Source organism: Streptomyces sp. NPDC001222, from assembly GCF_042896945.1.
In the GTDB taxonomy this organism is placed as follows: Bacteria; Actinomycetota; Actinomycetes; order Streptomycetales; family Streptomycetaceae; genus Streptomyces; species Streptomyces gibsoniae.
Genome location: NZ_JBIAXT010000003.1, coordinates 59085 through 77024 on the forward strand (window position 1 = coordinate 59085; position 17940 = coordinate 77024).

Here is a 17940-nt window from a genome sequence, read left to right on the forward strand (position 1 = left end):
AGTCGGGGGCTACACCACCCGGGTGGCCCCCGCGAACGGCATCTCGTCGATCGGCGCCAGTCGTACGGGCGCCGAGGGGTTCGGCGCGTGGATCATCTGGCCGTGTCCCACGTAGATCCCCACATGGCTGACCCCGGAGTAGAAGAACACGAGGTCGCCGGGCAGCAGCGCGGAGCGCGGGATGCGGCGGCCCGCGCCGATCTGGGCGTAGGTCGTCCGGGGCAGTGAGACGCCCGCCGACCGGTACGCGGCCTGCACCAGCCCCGAGCAGTCGAAGGCGTCGGGCCCGGTGGCGCCCCAGACATAGGGGCTGCCGAGCTTGCCGTACGCGTACGACAGCGCGGCCGCAGCCCGGGCGTCGGGTGCCTCCGCGGCGGCCTGCGACGCCGGCACGGCCCCGAGGAGGCCGCGCCCCGCGGACCGGGACGCGGGCCCCGCGAGCTGTGCGCGCCGGCTCTCCGTCAGCCGGGAGAGCAGCAGCCGCGCCTCGCCGAGCTTCTCGGTGACCGTCCGCTTCTGCCGCTGAAGCTCCGCCTGGCGGGAGGTCAGCGAGGCGAGTTCCACGCGCTCGGCTCCGCGCAGCCGCTCGATCTCCCGCAACTGCGCGCGCACTCGTGCCACGGCCGCCGCCTGCCGGCCGTCGACCCGCTCGGCGAACGCGGCGTCGTCGAGGTACTGTCCGGGATCCGAGGAGAGCAGCAGCCGCACCGTCGGATCGACACCGCCCCCGCGGTACTGCGCCGCCGCGGCGAAACCCAGCGCCTCGCGGGCCGAGTTCAGCCGGTCCATGCGGCGCGCGGCCTCGTCCCGCAGCGCGCCCAGTCGTCGCTGGGCGTCGGCCGCCTGCTCCTTCGCCCCGTCGTACTTCTCGGTCGCGACCTCCGCCTCCCGGTACAGCCGGTCGACCTCGGCCTTGGCCTGGGCGGGGGAGAGCGGGGGCTCGGCGTACCCGGTGCCGTCGAAGCCGGTCGCGGTCGCCGCTCCCGCGAGGGCGATCGTGACGGCGGTCCGGACCGTGGTCCCGCCGAGCGAACGCTGCCTGGGCTTACGGTGCGCTGCCACCTGAACCGTCACGTCCTTTCCTACGACCGCCGGGGCGACCACGCGTCCGGCGGCGGCCCGCACAGGGGGAGCAGGCCGCCGCCGGACCTTCTCGGCGGTGGTCTCCGGCGGCCGCCCTGGCGCGGGCGGCGGTGGGGAGCCGGTCACCTGGTGGAGGACGCTAAACCGAACTGTGACCGCACCGTGACGCAATGTACGGAAGTGGCTCTAGCGGACTGACGGTGACCGTATGTGAGCGCGATCCCGTTCCGAGGCCGCCGACTTCACACTGTGCGATGACCGATGCGGTGGTTCCGCGGCGCAGGGACGTCACAGAGTGCTATAGGCCGCATATATGCGCGCTCGCGTGTCCCCGTGCCACCCCCCGGAGCTCCCACCGCTGTAGCCGCCGTCACACCCCGTGGCCCGGTGTCAGAGCCTTCCGTGCCCCTCACTAGGCTCCGGCTTCATGGACGTACTCATCCATCTCTTCGTCGGCCTGCACATCGTCGGCATCGCCGCGCTCCTCGGCGGCTTCCTCACCCAGATGAAGGCGATGGGCCGGGGCACGGCCCGCTTCGTGCCCGGAATGCTGCACGGTGCGCTGACCATGCTGGTCACGGGCGTGGCGCTGGTCGGCCTCAACCAGGCCGAACACCACCACATCAACACCATCAAGATCGGCATCAAGCTGGCCCTGCTGATCGTGATCCTCGGCCTGGTCTATGTGAAGCGCGACGAGGAGCAGGTCGAGAAGCCCCTCTTCGCCCTGGTCGGCGCGCTGACCACGGTGAACGTCTTCATCGCCGTCCTGTGGACCTGACGCTGCCCGCGAGGGACCCGGCGGCTCCCACGAGGACCGCGCACCAGACGGCCACAGCGATCCACAGCAGCACCTGACCGGGGCCGCGCAGCCAGGACGCGTTGAGGTCGCCGGCCACGGACAGCGCCGCCACCGCCGTCATGCCCATCGGGAAGACGGTCGACCACCGCCGTACGTCGTAACCGGGGCGCGGCCGGCGCAGCTCGGCCGTCGCCAGTACGCAGTACCAGACGAAGGCGAGGGCGAAGAGAGCGATGGTGACGCTCCGCAGGACGTCGGTGTCGTCGACGTTCCAGAGGTAGAGGCCGGAGTGGGCGGCGCGGATCAGCCGCGTCCCGGCCACCGCGGAGAGGGCGAGCGCACCGCCCGCCACCCACTGGTCGCCCGCGCCGACCGCCACCTGCCGCCGGTCGAAGCACCACAGCCCGATCAGGTAGAACACCAGCCCGAACCAGAAGAACACCAGCGCCAGATGGGCGAGCCAGGACACCCGTAGGGCCGCGGCCAGCACCGCCCCGAGCACCGCGATCGCCTCCGCCGCCACAGAGCCGAGGAACACCACCCCGGGCATACCGCGCTCCCAGCCCTGTACGACCGGGAGGACCAGAACCGCCCACAGCACGAGGGCCAGCACGAAGAGCGCCTCGGCGAGCTGCTGTCGGCCCAGGAGCGAGAACCGGGTGCCCAGCACGGTGGTGGCCGGGACCACCGCGAGCGCGGCCGGGGAGCCGACCGGCCACTCCAGGCGCGCCCCCAGCAGCCGCAGTGCGATGACGGCGGCCACTCCCAGCCAGGCGACGCCCGCCAGCACGAGGGCGATGCGGGAGAGCAGCTCGTACCCGGTCTGGTGCAGCCCGATCGACAGGATGCCGGTCGCCATCACGGCGGCCCCGGTGGCGGGCGGACGCTGCGGCCACCGGGTGCGGAGCGCGGAGGTGCCAGACATGCGCCCGATGCTAGGGACGCGCGCCCGGCTTGCGTACGGGGCACGCGCGCGTGGAGCCTGAAAACAACCCCACGCGCGCGTGAACCTCGCAGGCAACCTCATACGCCGGGTGCCGCAGGACTCAGGCCGGCCGCACCACGCTGTGGATGATCGACGCGCCGCCGTAGTAGACCGACTCCTCGCGGACATAGGCGCCCGGCTTGGGGGCGTGGATCATCATGCCGTTGCCGATGTACACGCCGACATGGCTGATGTCGTCGTAGAAGAAGATCAGGTCGCCCGGCCGGGCGTCGGCGAGCGGCACCGTCGTGCCGACGTTCACCTGGTCGTACGTGGTGCGCGGAAGTGCGACCCCGGCGGCCTTCCACGCGGCCTGGGTCAGGCCCGAGCAGTCGTACGACCCGGGGCCGGTCGCGCCCCACACATACGGCTTGCCGATCTGCGCGCGGGCGAAGGCGAGGGCCTTGTCCGCCTTCGTGGCGTACGCGGAGTCCGTCGCGGTGGACCCCGAGGAGGGGGCCGCGGTGGAGGACCCCGTGGAGCCGCTCGAGGTGCTCGACGACGACTGCTGCTGGGCCGCCTTCAGCTCGGCCGCCCTCTGCTGGGCCGCCTGCTGCCGGGCCAGCGCCTCCGCCCGGCGCTGGGCCTCCTCCTGCTTCTTCTTCTCGAGCGCGGCGAGCCGCGCCTTCTCCTGGGCGTTCAGGTCGGACAGCAGCCGGCGTGCGGCGGAGAGCTTGTTCTGGACGTCCGTCTTGGCCGTCCGCAGGGCCGTCTGCGACTCGTCGAGCGTCCGGAGGCTGTCGGTGGCCTCCTGCCGCTTCTTCATCGTGGCGGCCTGGGCGGTGGCGTACTGGTCGATCGCTTCCTTCTGACGGCCGGTGAGCCGGCTCATCAGCTGCGTCTGGTCGAAGTAGTCCTGGGGGTTGTCGGCAAGCAGGAAGGTGGCCGTGTCGGGGGCCGCCTCCCCGGTCCGGTACTGCGCGGCCGCGAACGAACCCAGTTCCTCACGCGCGTCGTTGAGCTTCTGCGTGCGCTGGGCGACGTCGTCGAGGAGCCTGTCGACGTGCCTGCGCTGCTCGGTCGATCGCTCCTTGGCGGCGTCGTACTTCTCGGTGGCCGACTCCGCCTGGCGGTAGAGGTCGTCGACCTTCTTCTCGACCTCCTCGATGCTGGGTCTGCCGTCGGCGGAGGGCGCGGCCTGGGCCGTCTGCGAGAGCAGCGCCACGGAGGTCAGGGCCGCCGTCGCGAGGGCGGGGGTGCGGATGCCCGCGATGCGTGGGCCCGAGGGGCGGGACTTGCGGTGCGGCGCCATGAAAGGCGTCTCCTTCCGTACACCGCCTACCGGGTTAGCTGTCGGGTTCGGGCGGGTGGTTCGGAAGGTGTGTGCCCTACGGCCAAGTCCCCCAGGACGCGTGGCCGATTCACCCCAGGTCGGGTGGGTCCCCGGCTCCGGCTGCCGCAGGGCGCACCGGACTCGGCGGAGGCCGCGCGACCCGGCGACGTTCGCCGGTGGGGGTCGTGCGGCCCGCCCGGCACGCTAGCCAACTGGTGTGGCTCCTGTGAAGGTTGATGCGTAATATGCCCGATACATTTCCGTGATCTTGGCTACAGCTACTTGCTTCGGGCGCGTACCGTGAGCAGGCAGGCCCGGACGGTGACGTGTGAGGCGCGGGGCCGGTCCGGGCGTGGAGTTTCCGGGACGGCGGCCGGTTGTCGGTGGGGCGCCCTAGACTCGGAGAGCGATGAGCAGCCTCTTTGACGACAGCTTCCTGGCGGATCTCCAGGCCGGTTCGGCCCCGGAGGAGGAGCCCCCGCCGCCCGACGAACACGCTCCGGAGTCGGTCCCGGACGATCTGTTCGGCGGGCACTTCGACGTGCCGCCGGCCCGGGACACCCACTACCGCGACGGCGCGCCCCGCCCGGTCCTCGACCCCCGCGCCCTGGTCGAGGGGCTGAACGAGAACCAGCGCGCGGCGGTCGCGCACGCCGGCTCCCCCCTGCTCATCGTCGCCGGCGCCGGTTCCGGCAAGACCCGGGTGCTCACCCACCGCATCGCCTATCTGCTGGCCGAGCGGGGCGTGCATCCCGGCCAGATCCTCGCGATCACCTTCACCAACAAGGCCGCGGGCGAGATGAAGGAGCGCGTCGAGCAGCTCGTCGGCCCGCGCGCGAACGCGATGTGGGTGATGACCTTCCACAGCGCGTGCGTCCGCATCCTGCGCCGCGAGAGCAAGAAGCTCGGCTTCACGTCCTCCTTCTCGATCTACGACGCCGCCGACAGCAAGCGGCTGATGGCGCTCGTCTGCCGCGACCTGGACCTCGACCCCAAGCGATTCCCGCCCAAGTCGTTCAGCGCCAAGATCTCCAACCTGAAGAACGAGCTGATCGACGAGGAGGACTTCGCCGCCCAGGCCGCCGACGGCTTCGAGAAGACCCTCGCCCAGGCCTACACGCTGTACCAGTCGAGGCTCCGCGAGGCGAACGCCCTCGACTTCGACGACCTGATCATGACGACGGTCAACCTGCTGCGCGCCTTCCCGGACGTCGCAGAGCACTACCGCCGCCGCTTCCGCCACGTCCTCGTCGACGAGTACCAGGACACGAACCACGCGCAGTACGCCCTGGTCCGCGAGCTGGTCGGCACCTCCGGGCACCCGGTGGACGGGCCGCCCGGCGAGGACGACCTGCGGCCCGCCGAGCTGTGCGTCGTGGGTGACGCCGACCAGTCGATCTACGCCTTCCGCGGCGCCACCATCCGCAACATCCTCCAGTTCGAGGAGGACTACCCGGACGCCACCACGATCCTCCTGGAGCAGAACTACCGCTCCACGCAGACGATCCTGAGCGCCGCCAACGCGGTCATCGAGCGCAACGAGTCGCGCCGTCCCAAGAACCTGTGGACCAACGCGGGCGCGGGCGCGCGGATCACCGGCTATGTCGCCGACACGGAGCACGACGAGGCGCAGTTCGTCGCCGACGAGATAGACCGCCTCACCGACCGGGGCGAGGCCAAGGCGGGCGACGTCGCCGTCTTCTACCGCACGAACGCCCAGTCCCGTGTCTTCGAAGAGGTCTTCATCCGCGTCGGCCTGCCCTACAAGGTCGTCGGCGGCGTCCGCTTCTACGAGCGCAAGGAGGTCCGGGACGTCCTCGCCTACCTGAGGGTGCTGGCGAACCCGGAGGACTCCGTTCCGCTGCGGCGCATCCTGAACGTGCCGAAGCGGGGCATCGGCGAGCGCGCCGAGGCGATGATCGACGCCCTGTCCCAGCGGGAGAAGGTCAGCTTCGCGCAGGCACTGCGCCGTGTGGACCAGGCGTACGGCATGGCGGCCCGCTCGACGAACGCGGTCAAGCGGTTCAACGCGTTGATGGAGGACCTGCGGACCATCGTGGAGTCGGGCGCGGGCCCGGCCACGGTCCTGGAAGCCGTCCTGGAACGCACCGGCTATCTGGCCGAACTCCAGGCCTCGACCGACCCCCAGGACGAGACCCGCATCGAGAACCTCCAGGAACTCGCCGCCGTGGCCCTGGAGTTCGAGCAGGAGCGCGGCGAGGCCGCGGCGGCACCGGGGGCCGGCACCCCGACGGCCACCCTGTCCGACTTCCTGGAGCAGGTCGCCCTGGTCGCCGACTCCGACCAGATCCCCGACGAGGAGGAGGGCGGCGGCGTCATCACGCTGATGACCCTCCACACCGCGAAGGGGCTGGAGTTCCCGGTGGTCTTCCTGACCGGCATGGAGGACGGCGTCTTCCCGCACATGCGCGCGCTCGGGCAGACCAAGGAACTGGAGGAGGAGCGCCGTCTGGCGTACGTGGGCATCACCCGCGCGCGGGAGCGGCTCTACCTCACCCGGTCCGCCATGCGCAGCGCCTGGGGCCAGCCCTCGTACAACCCGCCCTCGCGCTTCCTGGAGGAGATCCCGGACCAGCACGTGGAGTGGAAGCGGACGGGGGGCTCGTCCGCGCCCGTCTCCTCGGGTCCCGTCTCGGGTGTGGCGGCCTCCCTGTCCTCGTCGCTGTCGTCGGCCCGGTCGCGGTCCTCGGCCGCGGGCGCGTCCGGTTTCGCCACGCGCCGGGGTGGTGCGACGGAGCGGCCGGTGGTCTCCCTGGCGGTCGGCGACCGCGTCACGCACGACCAGTTCGGCCTGGGCACGGTGGTCGGCGTGAAGGGCACGGGCCTGAACGCGGAGGCGACGATCGACTTCGGGGACACGAAGCCGAAGCGGCTGCTGCTGCGGTACGCGCCGGTGGAGAAGCTGTAGAGCACAGAGGTGAGCCCCCGCCGAACGGCGGGGGCTCACAGTGGGTCTCGATCAGGTGGGGTCCAGCCCGTGGCTGCGCAGCCAGGGCAGCGGGTCTATCGCGGCGCCGCCGTTCGGCCGTACCTCGAAGTGCAGATGGGGGCCGGTGGAGTTGCCCGAGTTGCCGGAGTACGCGATCGGCTGGCCGGCCTTCACGACCGCCCCGGACACGACACGGTAGCTGGAGAGGTGGCAGTACCAGGTCTCCGTGCCGTCCTTCGCCGTCACGATCATCATGTTGCCGTAGGCGCTGTTCCACTTCGTGGTGACGGTGCCGTCGGTGGCGGCCATGACCGTCGTGCCGTACGAGACGGGGAAGTCGATGCCGGTGTGCACCGACATCCAGTTGACCCCGGCCTGGCCGAAGTAGGCGCTGAGCCCCTTCTGGGTGACCGGCAGCACGAACTTCGGGCGCAGCCGCTCCTTGAGGGCCGCCTCCGCCGCCGCCTTCTTCAGCTCGGCGGCCTGCTGGGCCTTGAGGTCGATACGTTGCTGCGTACGGCTCGCCCGGTCCGCGAAGTCGTTCGCGCCCGCGGACAGGTTCTGCAGCTGGGAGTCCAGCTTGACGTTCGCGGCGGAGGGTTTCACCGGCGCCGCGTCGGGCGCGCTCGCCGTCGTGTCCTTGGTGTCGCTGCCGCCGCCCACACCGACGGTCGCGGCGGCGATCCCGGCGACCCCCATCACACACGCCGACGGCACGGCGACGGTCAGCAGCGCGGAGCGCTTCGCCGGGGTGCGGCGCCGGGACCGGCCGGCCGTGCGGGACGCGGCACGTGGGGCCGGCGCGGGAGTGGTCTCTTCCTGGTCGTCGAGCAGGGCCGGGTCGCCGGACGGCTCGTACGGGGGTTCCGACTCGTCGTCGTCCGTGGCGTCGTGCTGCTCGTACGGAAGCTGTTCGACGGCGGCCGTGGCCGGGTGGTCGAAGGCGTCCGCGATCTCGAAGACCTGTGTCTCGGGGTGTTCGAAGGCCTGCGTCGCCGACGGGTCGAAGGACTCGGCCTGCTCGAAGTGCGCCGCCGTCTGCGGGTCGTGCGCCTCGTGCTCGGCGGTGCCGCCCGAGTTCCACTGGGTGGCGTCGTACGCCCCGGTGTCGAACCCTTGCGTGCCCCAGTCCCACTGCTGGGTCCCGTGGGGGGACTGGCCGGCCTCGCGCCAGGCCCCCGCGTCCCACTGGCCGGTGGCCTCGGGGGCTCCGCCCTGCGCGGGGATACCGGCGGCGAGGTGCTGGTAGCCCGCGCCCCAGGCGGTCGTGTCATGGCTGCCGGTGCCGAACGCGGCGTGATGCTGGGCGGCGTACGGGTCGTAGTGGAGCGCCTCGTGGGTGCCGGTGCCGTGCGGATGGGCGTCCGCGTGCCCCGGGTGACCGGCGGTCGACCAGGCGGAGGTGTCGTACGAGCCGGTCGCGTCATGGCCCGGGAGGTCACCGAAGAGGGGGTCGGCCGAGAAGGCCGTCGCCGTGTGGCCGTGGGCGCCGAACGCGGTCGCGGCGGGATCGGTGTACGACGTGGTGAACTCACCGTAGTGGCCGCCCTGCACGCCGTACGACGCGTAGTGCGCCTCGGCGGCATCGGGGGCCGGAGCCGGGGGCGTCGCGGTCCCCGACGGGTGACGGTCGTTCACCAACTTCTCTTTCGCCTCGACAGCAGGGGCTGGCAGAGCAGTGCGGCGACTGTACCCGGCGGTACGAGGGCGCGACAATCTTCCGCAGGTTTCCCTGCGTCAGGAAACGGGCAATCGCCCGTGTTTCGGCGGTCCCCGGGCAAGGCCTTGGTTTTGCGTTCGATGAACGTTCGAGGTTGGGAGGGTGACCGGGAGGTGTCGGGGCGGCTGTCACGCCACCGTCAGACCCCCGGCGGGCGCGTCCGCCGGTGCCGCCGGCTGCACGAGATCCAGCGCCTGCCGGATCCCGGTCGCGACCGCGGGGTGGACCGGCAGGGCCAGATGGCCGATGCCGCTCACCCGGATGTTGTGCGCGAGCAGGTCCGGGTGGTCGACGCAGGCCGTCTCCAGCGGATCCATCAGCGGGTCCAGATCGCTCCAGAAACTCACGAAATGCGTACGGCAACCGGGTGCCGGTTCGCGTAGCTCCTCGATCAGCTCGGAGCCCGGGCGCATCTGGCGGACGATGGGGTGCGCGTTCGCGAGGGGGGCCACGCGGGTGCCGGAGTGGGGCGTACCCAGCGTGACGAGCGTACGGACGTGGAGGTCGCCGCCGAGGCGCTGCACGTAGTACCGCGCGATCAGTCCGCCCAGGCTGTGGCCGACGACGTCCACCCGCGGCTGCCCGGTGCGTTCGCACAACTCTTCTATATGCCGGCCGAGCAGTTTCGCCGCGGTGCGGATGTCGCAGGTCAGCGGCGAGTAATTGAGCGACTCGATGTGCTGACGGCCGTGCTGGGCGAGGTTGCGGCGCAGCAGGACGAAGACCGAGCGGTTGTCGATGAACCCGTGGACCAGGATGACGGGCGGCTTGGCCTCGGTCGGCAGCGTCGCGGCACCCGGCGGGATGGGGAGTGCGTGGGAATGGCGCTCCTGGATGATCCCCGAGGGATAGAGGAGCAGATGCCCGGCGAGTATGGCGAGCTCCAGGGCGGTCGCCTTCAGCAGGGCCATGGAGAGACCGGCCAGCCTGCTGGGAAACATGCGCTGGCACAGCGGTAGCAAGGGCTGCACTGCCCGCGTGACCATCATGGCCGACCTCCCGTCGGCGCACGCGAGGACGCCTGCGTCCCCCGTGTGCCCTTGTGGAAAGCCGTCTGGCGGTGGCCTGCGGGGCAGCTGTCGTGGCTACGGCCGTACCGCGAATGCGGCACATGAGCCGGTGGCGCGGCGGGTGACCCTTCTCGTCGTGATGACGAAAGGTGCCCCGCCGTCCGCGTGATGCGGTTCCCGTTCTCCTCGTACGGGTGCGGCTCCCGCTGTCGTCGTGCCCTTGCAATCCCTTTTCGCCGGCGGGCCAGCCACCCGGCGCCCGGCCGACGGTGGGTGGCCGCCTTGAATGCGGCTCTCCGTGCGCACGATCCCCTCGGACCACGGCGCGCGAGCCGCTGATGCTGCGGCGCGTGTGCCGCGGGGAGGGGGGACCCTGCGCGGCGAACGTGTCCCATTGTGTGATTTCCCCCTCGGTGACCACCGCGAAACTGCCGGTTGCGGGATGCTGGCGATAACGTTCGTTCACTTCCCGGGTCGGTCGGCGCGGGACGCCCGTGCCGCGAGGCTCGCGGCCCGTGTGTCAACCGGTGCGTGGTGTGGCGGCGGGGTGGTACATCGGGTACAGGGTGGAGTAGTCGCTTCATGGAGGCAGTGATGGGTGTGGCAGCCGGTCCGATCCGCGTGGTGGTGGCCAAGCCGGGGCTCGACGGCCACGATCGCGGGGCCAAGGTGATCGCACGGGCGCTGCGTGACGCGGGTATGGAGGTCATCTACACCGGCCTCCACCAGACGCCCGAGCAGATCGTGGACACGGCGATCCAGGAGGACGCCGACGCGATCGGACTGTCGATCCTGTCCGGTGCGCACAACACGCTGTTCGCCGCGGTGATCGAACTGCTGAAGCAGCGCGAGGCCGAGGACATCCTCGTCTTCGGCGGCGGGATCATCCCGGAGGCGGACATCCCGCTGCTCAAGGAGAAGGGTGTCGCGGAGATCTTCACACCCGGCGCGACGACCGGGTCGATCGTGGACTGGGTTCGCGCGAACGTACGTCAGCCCGCGGGCGCCTGAGGTCTACGGGCCTGAGGTCGACGGGCCTGAGGTCGACTGGCCTGAGTCTCACGGGGTCGGGGCCCGGCCCTGAGTCCTACGGGGCGCGGGTGCCCGCGTCGGTGGCCGGCCCTGAGTCCTATGGGACCGGGGGGCCGGCTTTTCGAGCGACCCTCGGGCGGGCTGCCTTGCCCCGGACCCCGTGGGGCGGGTGGGTTCACGGCTCTCCCAGCTCCTCCCTCATCGTCGCGCGCAGGCGCAGCGTCGTCGTCAGGCGCTGGAAGGCCTCGGTCCAGTAGCCGACCGCTCCGGGCGAGGCGTCCTCCGGCTCGTCGGGTATCGCCGTCAGCGCCGCGAGGCGGCCTGCCTCCGCGGGATCCAGGCAGCGTTCCGCGAGCCCCATCACCCCGCTGAAGCTCCACGGATAACTCCCGGCGTCCCGCGCGATGTTGAGGGCGTCCACCACCGCCCGGCCCAGCGGGGCGGCCCACGGGACCGCGCACACCCCGAGCAGCTGGAACGCCTCCGACAGCCCGTGCGTGGCGATGAACCCCGCCACCCACTCGGCCCGTTCGTCCGCGCCCAGCGTCGACAGCAGCTTCGCCCGCTCGGCCAGGGAGACCGCGCCCGGGCCTCCGGCCTCCGGTGCCGAGGGCGGCCCGAGCAGTGCCCGAGACCAGCCGGGGTCCCGCTGTCGGACCGCCGCCCGGCACCAGGCCGCGTGCAGTTCGTCCCGCCAGTCGTCCGCCACCGGCAGCGCGACGATCTCCGCCGGCGTGCGCCCCCATCGTGCCGGCCAGGTGCCGAGCGGGGTCGCCTCCACCAACTGGCCGAGCCACCACGACCGTTCACCCCGCCCGGCCGGCGGCTTCGGCACCACTCCGTCGCGCTCCATGCCGGGATCGCACTCGTGCGGCGCCTCGACCACGAGCGTCGGTTCCCCCGCCGTACGGTCCACCGCCACACAGACCGCGGCCCGGCCTGCCATCCGCCCCGCCAGGGCCGAACCCGGCAGCGCCGACAGCAACTCCGCCGCCGTCGCCCGCACATTGCGGCTCCGGTCGGAGAGCGCTTGTTCCAGGAACGTCTCGTCCGCGGGCTCCAGGCCCGCGCGGAGGGAGTCGAGGAACATCAAGCGGTCCTCGGCCCGCTCGGTCGCCCAGGTCCCGGCCAGCAGTTCACGCGCGGCGGCCGGCCGCCGCGCGCGGAGGGCGCCCAGCAGGGCCACTCGCTCGGCGAACAGCCCCTGCCGCCAGAGTAGTCGGACCTGCTCGGGATCCTCCGGCGGCAGCGGGGACCCGCCGCCGGGTGCGGAGCGCAGCGCGAACCGCCAGTCCGGGTTGAGCCGGGCCAGCCAGAGCGCGCGCGGGCCGGCGAAGGCCAGCACCGCGGGGCGCAGGTCCGTACGCCCGCGGGCCGCGTCCAGGAGCGCGGGCAGCGCCTCAGGGGGTGGGGCGAAACCACGCGCGTCGGCCAGCGCCAGCCACTGGGGCAGCAGTTCCATGAGGTCGGGCGCCGTCCCCCGACGGCCTCCGCCGCCCGCGCCGGGGCGGTCTGACAGCAGCAGGGCCAGTCTGCGGGCCGCCGCGGGCGGCAGTGGCGGACGGGTGTCCGGTGCCGCCGGCACCGGTCTGGCCCCGGCCGGAGCCGGACGCAGCCCGGCCCTGCGGCGCACGGTCTCCACGGCGGCCAGGTCCAGCAGCGCCGTCGGCGCCCCACGGCCGGACGCCCAGGGCGGTGTACGCCGGTCGGTGCCCAGCAGGGCCACGGTCACCAGCTCCTCCCAGGGCACGGCGGAGGGTGTGTCAGGCGGGGTGGGGATCGCGGCCATATCGGTCCCTTCTTTATCGCTCGCGCGTCGCTTCGGTGTCGTCAGCACAGCGCGACCGCCTCTCCGGCGCCCTCCGGCCAGGCGGTGAGCGGGGTGAAGCCGCGGTGACCGCACTCGCCGAAGACCGTGACGGGCGCTCCGCCCGACAGGGCGACCAGACGCCACAGCCCCGGGCGCGCGCCGGCCGTACGGGTGAGGGGGAGCGCCGTGTCGCCCTCCGCGTCCGCCAGCTGCCAGGAGTCCTCGACCGGCGTCGGTATGACCCGCCCCAGAGTCACCGGGAACGACTCCAGCCATGGATCCTCCCGCAGCGCCTCCCCGTACCGCGCCACCGCATCGGACGCGGTCACGCCCGGCGGGCGCGTCCCCGCCGGTGCCGGGGGCGCGAACTGCTCGCCCAACGCGACTCGGAGCTGCCCCGCCCCCGGATAAGCGGACACCTCTGCCTCCAGCGCGAGGCCCACCGGCAGCGTCGGCTCCGGGGTACGTCCGGCCGCCCCATAAGAGAGGAGCAACACCGTGCGGTCCGAGTGCGCGCCGTACAGCCAGATGCGCCGCGTCGTCAGCCGCGCGTCCGCGGTGTCGTACTGCGCCAGGACCAGCCAGCGGTCACGGACGGGCGGACCCTCCGGCGAGCCCGAAAGGCCCACCCGGGTACGGACCGTCGCCGCCAGCCCTTCCGGCAACCGCTCGCGGCGCAGCCAGCCCTGGTCGAGAAGGTGCAGCAGCGCGCACTCCTCCACCAGGCGCACCGGCCAGCCCGGCCCCGACGACGGGATCGCCCCCAACTCCCTCACCCGCGCGGCCAGTCCCGGGGCCTGTGCGTCGACCATACGGGCCGCCGTCTCCTCCCAGGTGCCGTATCCGTCCCGGTCGGCCGTGGCGAGGCCGCCGCGCAGCAGGTCCGCCAGCCGCTGCTCCAGCTCCGTCGCCCCCGCCGTGATCCGCTCGGCCCGTCGCTCCGCCCTACGGCGGGCCGCCTCCGGATCAGCGGTCGTCGCGGAGTCCGAGCCCTCGGCCGGACGCCTCTCCTCCGTCCGCTGTCCGCGCCCCTTGATCCACTGCTCCGCCCAGGCGGGCGCCCGCCCCCGCGGCACCGTCCCGTCCCCGGCCGCCCAGAGCAGCAGCAGTCCCAACGCGTGCTTGCACGGAAACTTGCGGCTCGGGCAACTGCACTTGTACGCCGGACCGGCCGCGTCCGCGAGGTCGACGACCGTCCGGTACGGACTGCTGCCGCTGCCCTTGCACAGCCCCCATACCGCCCCCTCGTCGGAACTGCCCGCCTCCGACCACGGCCCGGCCGCGCCGAGTCTGCTCCCCGCCTTGCGTGACGCGGCGTCAGGCGCCAGTGCCAGCACCTGTTCCGCGGTCCAGCGCACCCCCTGCTCAGTCATGTCTCGAAGGTAGGTCCCGGCACTGACAATGGCCGGGCGAGGGGCGTCTGCGCAGGTCACCGCGCATTGTCAGTGGGGTGGTGCACGGTTGGTGGCAGATCCGAAAGGGCCGAGCTGAGGGGGATGTGGCCATGCGTGTGTCCGTCGATCCGATGTCCGTCGAACCGAACCCGAGCGAGTCCGCTCCCCACGAGGCCCTGCGGCCGCACGCCGAGGACGCCTTCGCGGCCGAACTCGCCGCGCTGGCCGCCCAGGACGCCCGGCCGCGCCCGGCCCGCTGGCGGCTGTCGCCCTGGGCCGTGGCCACCTATCTGCTGGGCGGCACCCTGCCGGACGGCACGGTGATCACCCCGAAGTACGTCGGTCCGCGCCGCATCGTCGAGGTCGCCGTCACCACGCTCGCCACCGATCGCGCGCTGCTTCTGCTCGGTGTGCCCGGCACGGCCAAGACCTGGGTGTCCGAGCATCTGGCGGCGGCCGTCAGCGGCGACTCGACCCTGCTCGTCCAGGGCACGGCCGGCACACCGGAGGAGGCGATCCGCTACGGCTGGAACTACGCGCGGCTGCTCGCGCACGGCCCGAGCCGTGACGCGCTCGTGCCGAGCCCCGTCCTGCGGGCCATGGCCGAGGGCAGGGTCGCCCGCGTCGAGGAGCTGACCCGCATCCCGGCCGATGTACAGGACACGCTGATCACGATCCTGTCCGAGAAGACCCTGCCGATACCGGAGCTGGGTCAGGAGGTGCAGGCCGTCCGCGGCTTCAACCTGATCGCGACGGCCAACGACCGCGACCGCGGGGTCAACGAGCTGTCGAGCGCCCTGCGCCGCCGGTTCAACACGGTGGTGCTGCCGCTTCCGGAGACCGCCGACGCGGAGGTGGACATCGTCTCCCGCCGGGTCGAGCAGATCGGCCGCTCCCTCGACCTGCCGGCGATGCCCGACGGAATGGACGAGACCCGCCGCGTCGTCACGGTCTTCCGCGAGCTGCGCGACGGAGTCACCGCGGACGGCCGGACGAAGCTGAAGTCGCCCAGCGGGACGCTGTCCACCGCCGAGGCCATCTCCGTGGTCACGGGCGGGCTCGCGCTGGCCGCCCATTTCGGCGACGGCGTGCTCCGCGCCGGTGACGTCGCCGCGGGCATCCTCGGCGCCGTCGTCCGCGATCCGGCGGCCGACCGTGTCGTCTGGCAGGAGTACCTGGAGGCGGTGGTCCGGGAGCGGGACGGCTGGACGGACTTCTACCGTGCCTGCCGGGAGGTGACCGTATGAACGGCGAGTTCCGTCCCGCAGGGGGTCTGGTGAGCGGGGCGCGGGGACCGGCGGGTGCGGGGGAGCTCGGCGTCCCGGCGGTGACGGGGGCCGGTGGACCGGGGATGTCCGGGTGCGTGAGGGGGAGCACATGACAGGCGCGGACCGGCCGCCGGGCGACTCGGCCGGTGAGAGGCCGCTGTTGCTCGGGGTGCGGCACCACGGGCCGGGCTCCGCCCGTGCGGTGCGGGCGGTGCTGGAGTCGGCGCGACCGCGGGCCGTGCTGATCGAGGGGCCACCGGAGGCGGACGCCCTGATCCCGCTGGCGGCGGACGAGGAGATGCGTCCCCCGGTGGCCCTGCTCGCCCACGCCGTGGACGAACCCGGTCGCTCGGCGTTCTGGCCGCTGGCCGAGTTCTCCCCGGAGTGGGTGGCGCTCCGCTGGGCCCTGGAGCACGGAGTCCCGGCCCGCTTCATCGACCTGCCGGCGACGCACACGCTGGCCTGGGACAAGGAGGAACGGCCATCGACGGCGGGGGAACCCGGGGACGCCGAGCCCGGGGACGCAGCGTCGTTGCCCGAGGGCGAGGCGTCCCGTTCGGTGGACGGTTCCGGTGACGCCCTCCGCGTCGACCCCTTGGCCGTGCTCGCCGAGGCCGCCGGGTACGACGATCCCGAGCGGTGGTGGGAGGACGTCGTCGAGCACCGGGGGGCGGGCAGCGGGGACCCGCTCGCGCCGTTCACGGTTCTGGAGGAGGCCATGGGGGCCCTGCGGGAGGAGTACGGCACCGGGGGACACCGGCGCGACACCGTGCGCGAGGCGTATATGCGACTCCAGGTGCGTTCGTGCCTGCGGGACTTCGGCCCCCGGGTGGCCGTGGTGTGCGGGGCGTGGCATGTGCCCGCGCTGCGACGGAGAACCGCTGTCTCGGCCGACCGCGCCCTGCTGAAGGGGCTGCCCAAGGTACGGACGGACATGACCTGGGTCCCCTGGACCCACCGGAGGCTGTCCCGGGCCGGTGGCTACGGGGCGGGGATCGAATCGCCCGGCTGGTACGCGCATCTGTTCGCCGCGCCCGACCGTCCCGTCGAGCGATGGCTGACCAAGGTCGCCGGACTGCTGCGGGAGGAGGACCGGATCGTGTCGTCCGCGCACGTCATCGAGGCGGTGCGGCTCGCCGACACGCTCGCGGCGCTGCGCGGGCGCCCGCTGCCGGGACTGTCCGAGACGACCGACGCCGTCCGGGCGGTGATGTGCGAGGGCTCCGACGTGCCACTGGCGCTGGTGCACGACCGCCTCGTGGTCGGCGACGTCCTGGGGGAGGTGCCGGCCTCGGCTCCCGCCGTGCCCTTGCAGCGGGACCTCGCGCGGCTCCAGAAACGGCTGCGGCTGAAACCGGAGCCGACGGAGCGGGAGTTGGAGCTGGACCTGCGTAAGGACACCGACGCCGGACGCAGTCGGCTGCTGCACCGGCTGTGTCTCCTCGGCGTCGGCTGGGGCGAGCCCACGGTCTCCCGCGGCAGTACGGGCACGTTCCGGGAGACCTGGCGGCTGTGCTGGGAGCCGGAGTTGGCGGTGCGGATCGCGGAGGCGGGAGTGTGGGGGACGACCGTGCTCGGCGCCGCGACCGCCAAGGCCGAGGCGGACGCCATCGCCGCGCGGGCCCTCGCCGATGTCACGGCGCTCGCCGAGCGGTGCCTCCTGGCGGTACTGCCGGACGCGCTGCCCGTGGTGATGCGGGTGCTCGCCGACCGGGCGGCACTGGACGCCGACGTCGGCCACCTCGCCCAGGCTCTGCCCGCCCTGGTCCGCTCCCTGCGTTACGGAGACGTGCGCGGCACGGACACCCGGGCCCTGGCCGAGGTCGCGGCAGGCCTCGCGGAGCGGGTGTTCGTCGGGCTGCCACCGGCGTGCGCCGCGCTCGACGCGGATGCGGCCGAGGAAATGCGCCGTCATGTGGATGCGGTGCACGGGGCGGTGGGACTGCTGGCGGAGGGAGGACGGGAGGCCGACGGGGAGATACGGGCCCGGTGGCGTTCCGTGCTGCGGACGCTGTCGGGTCGGGACACCGTCGCGGGAGTCGTCCGTGGACGTGCCGTGCGACTTCTCCTGGACGAGGGGGAATTGGCGCAGGGCGAGGCCGCGCGGCTCATGGGGCTCGCGCTGTCGCCTGGTACGGCTCCGGCTGACGCGGCCGCGTGGATCGAGGGATTCGTCGGGGGCGGCGCCGGAGGGATGCTGCTGGTGCACGACGAGCGGCTGCTCGGGCTGGTGGACGCCTGGTTGACGGAGGTGCCGGCGGACGCGTTCATCGGCGTACTGCCGCTGCTGCGGCGCACGTTCTCGGCGTACGAGCCGGGAGTCAGACGCACCCTCGGCGACCTGATCCGACGGGGGCCGAAGGCACAGGGAAGCGCGGTGGCCGTCGGCGCGGGCGCGCCCGGGTTCGCGCCCGATCTGGACACCGTGCGGGCGGACGCGGTGGTGCCGGTGGTACGGCTGCTGCTCGGCCTGGACGGCTCCGGGGACGATGAGCCGGGCGAGCCCGGCCGCTGTGATCTCGACGGCCCCGGGGGCAGAAGAGAGGGCGACGAGCTGGTGGGGGTGGCTCGATGAGTGCGGATGCGATCGACAGGGGGGCGGCGACACCGGCC

At 72.9% G+C, this 17940-nt stretch carries 12 protein-coding genes and 1 riboswitch; of the genes, 5 read left to right on the top strand and 7 right to left on the bottom strand.

Features of this window, described 5'->3' with window-relative positions:
- Positions 1-9: 9 nt before the first annotated feature.
- Positions 10-1062 (bottom strand): NlpC/P60 family protein, encoded by a 1053-nt coding sequence (locus tag ACFY2Z_RS06005; RefSeq protein ID WP_390742960.1) that lies wholly within the window; start codon positions 1060-1062, stop codon positions 10-12.
- A gap of 448 nt (positions 1063-1510) precedes the next feature.
- Between ACFY2Z_RS06005 and ACFY2Z_RS06010 the strand changes: the two genes are divergently transcribed.
- Positions 1511-1864, top strand: a complete 354-nt coding sequence (locus tag ACFY2Z_RS06010; RefSeq protein WP_365166683.1) for a hypothetical protein — start codon at positions 1511-1513, stop codon at positions 1862-1864.
- Here the strand turns inward: ACFY2Z_RS06010 and ACFY2Z_RS06015 are convergent.
- Both ACFY2Z_RS06015 and ACFY2Z_RS06020 read right to left on the bottom strand, forming a co-directional pair.
- A complete protein-coding gene (locus ACFY2Z_RS06015; RefSeq protein ID WP_390742961.1) occupies positions 1842-2810 on the bottom strand; it encodes a tellurite resistance/C4-dicarboxylate transporter family protein in 969 nt (322 codons plus the stop codon). The genes ACFY2Z_RS06010 and ACFY2Z_RS06015 overlap by 23 nt on opposite strands.
- Before the next feature lie 121 nt (positions 2811-2931).
- A complete protein-coding gene (locus tag ACFY2Z_RS06020) occupies positions 2932-4122 on the bottom strand; it encodes an NlpC/P60 family protein (RefSeq protein WP_390742962.1) in 1191 nt (396 codons plus the stop codon).
- A gap of 8 nt (positions 4123-4130) precedes the next feature.
- Positions 4131-4300: riboswitch (cyclic di-AMP (ydaO/yuaA leader) on the bottom strand.
- 252 nt (positions 4301-4552) lie between these two features.
- Between ACFY2Z_RS06020 and pcrA the strand changes: the two genes are divergently transcribed.
- The gene (gene pcrA / locus ACFY2Z_RS06025) at positions 4553-7072 is read left to right on the top strand and encodes a DNA helicase PcrA (protein WP_390742963.1); all 2520 of its coding nucleotides are present in this window, start codon (positions 4553-4555) and stop codon (positions 7070-7072) included.
- Positions 7073-7123: 51 nt separating this feature from the next.
- On the opposite strand, the gene ACFY2Z_RS06030 is transcribed toward pcrA, so the two are convergent.
- Positions 7124-8731: a peptidoglycan DD-metalloendopeptidase family protein gene (locus ACFY2Z_RS06030; protein WP_390742964.1), complete on the bottom strand. Its 1608-nt coding sequence runs from the start codon at positions 8729-8731 to the stop codon at positions 7124-7126.
- 210 nt (positions 8732-8941) lie between these two features.
- Positions 8942-9802 (bottom strand): esterase/lipase family protein, encoded by an 861-nt coding sequence (locus tag ACFY2Z_RS06035; RefSeq protein WP_390742965.1) that lies wholly within the window; start codon positions 9800-9802, stop codon positions 8942-8944.
- 615 nt (positions 9803-10417) lie between these two features.
- On the opposite strand from ACFY2Z_RS06035, the gene ACFY2Z_RS06040 reads away from it, so the two are divergent.
- Positions 10418-10834 (top strand): cobalamin B12-binding domain-containing protein, encoded by a 417-nt coding sequence (locus ACFY2Z_RS06040; RefSeq protein ID WP_390742966.1) that lies wholly within the window; start codon positions 10418-10420, stop codon positions 10832-10834.
- 196 nt (positions 10835-11030) lie between these two features.
- On the opposite strand, the gene ACFY2Z_RS06045 is transcribed toward ACFY2Z_RS06040, so the two are convergent.
- Together ACFY2Z_RS06045 and ACFY2Z_RS06050 are read right to left on the bottom strand one after the other, a co-directional pair.
- On the bottom strand, positions 11031-12644 hold the full coding sequence (locus ACFY2Z_RS06045; RefSeq protein ID WP_390742967.1) for a DUF5691 domain-containing protein: 1614 nt from the start codon (positions 12642-12644) through the stop codon (positions 11031-11033).
- A 41-nt stretch (positions 12645-12685) separates the two neighbouring features.
- A complete protein-coding gene (locus tag ACFY2Z_RS06050) occupies positions 12686-14038 on the bottom strand; it encodes an SWIM zinc finger family protein (protein WP_390742968.1) in 1353 nt (450 codons plus the stop codon).
- Positions 14039-14169: 131 nt separating this feature from the next.
- On the opposite strand from ACFY2Z_RS06050, the gene ACFY2Z_RS06055 reads away from it, so the two are divergent.
- Together ACFY2Z_RS06055 and ACFY2Z_RS06060 are read left to right on the top strand one after the other, a co-directional pair.
- The gene (locus tag ACFY2Z_RS06055; RefSeq protein WP_390742969.1) at positions 14170-15306 is read left to right on the top strand and encodes an AAA family ATPase; all 1137 of its coding nucleotides are present in this window, start codon (positions 14170-14172) and stop codon (positions 15304-15306) included.
- Positions 15307-15436: 130 nt separating this feature from the next.
- Positions 15437-17902: a DUF5682 family protein gene (locus ACFY2Z_RS06060; RefSeq protein ID WP_390742970.1), complete on the top strand. Its 2466-nt coding sequence runs from the start codon at positions 15437-15439 to the stop codon at positions 17900-17902.
- The last annotated feature ends 38 nt before the right edge of the window (positions 17903-17940 follow it).

Coding starts and splice junctions, on each gene's coding strand:
- ACFY2Z_RS06010 (WP_365166683.1), top strand. CDS start 1,511: ATGGACGTACTCATCCATCTCTTCGTCGGCCTGCACATCGTCGGCATC.
- ACFY2Z_RS06015 (WP_390742961.1), bottom strand. CDS start 2,810: ATGTCTGGCACCTCCGCGCTCCGCACCCGGTGGCCGCAGCGTCCGCCC.
- ACFY2Z_RS06020 (WP_390742962.1), bottom strand. CDS start 4,122: ATGGCGCCGCACCGCAAGTCCCGCCCCTCGGGCCCACGCATCGCGGGC.
- pcrA (WP_390742963.1), top strand. CDS start 4,553: ATGAGCAGCCTCTTTGACGACAGCTTCCTGGCGGATCTCCAGGCCGGT.
- ACFY2Z_RS06035 (WP_390742965.1), bottom strand. CDS start 9,802: ATGATGGTCACGCGGGCAGTGCAGCCCTTGCTACCGCTGTGCCAGCGC.
- ACFY2Z_RS06040 (WP_390742966.1), top strand. CDS start 10,418: ATGGGTGTGGCAGCCGGTCCGATCCGCGTGGTGGTGGCCAAGCCGGGG.
- ACFY2Z_RS06045 (WP_390742967.1), bottom strand. CDS start 12,644: ATGGCCGCGATCCCCACCCCGCCTGACACACCCTCCGCCGTGCCCTGG.
- ACFY2Z_RS06050 (WP_390742968.1), bottom strand. CDS start 14,038: ATGACTGAGCAGGGGGTGCGCTGGACCGCGGAACAGGTGCTGGCACTG.
- ACFY2Z_RS06055 (WP_390742969.1), top strand. CDS start 14,170: ATGCGTGTGTCCGTCGATCCGATGTCCGTCGAACCGAACCCGAGCGAG.
- ACFY2Z_RS06060 (WP_390742970.1), top strand. CDS start 15,437: ATGACAGGCGCGGACCGGCCGCCGGGCGACTCGGCCGGTGAGAGGCCG.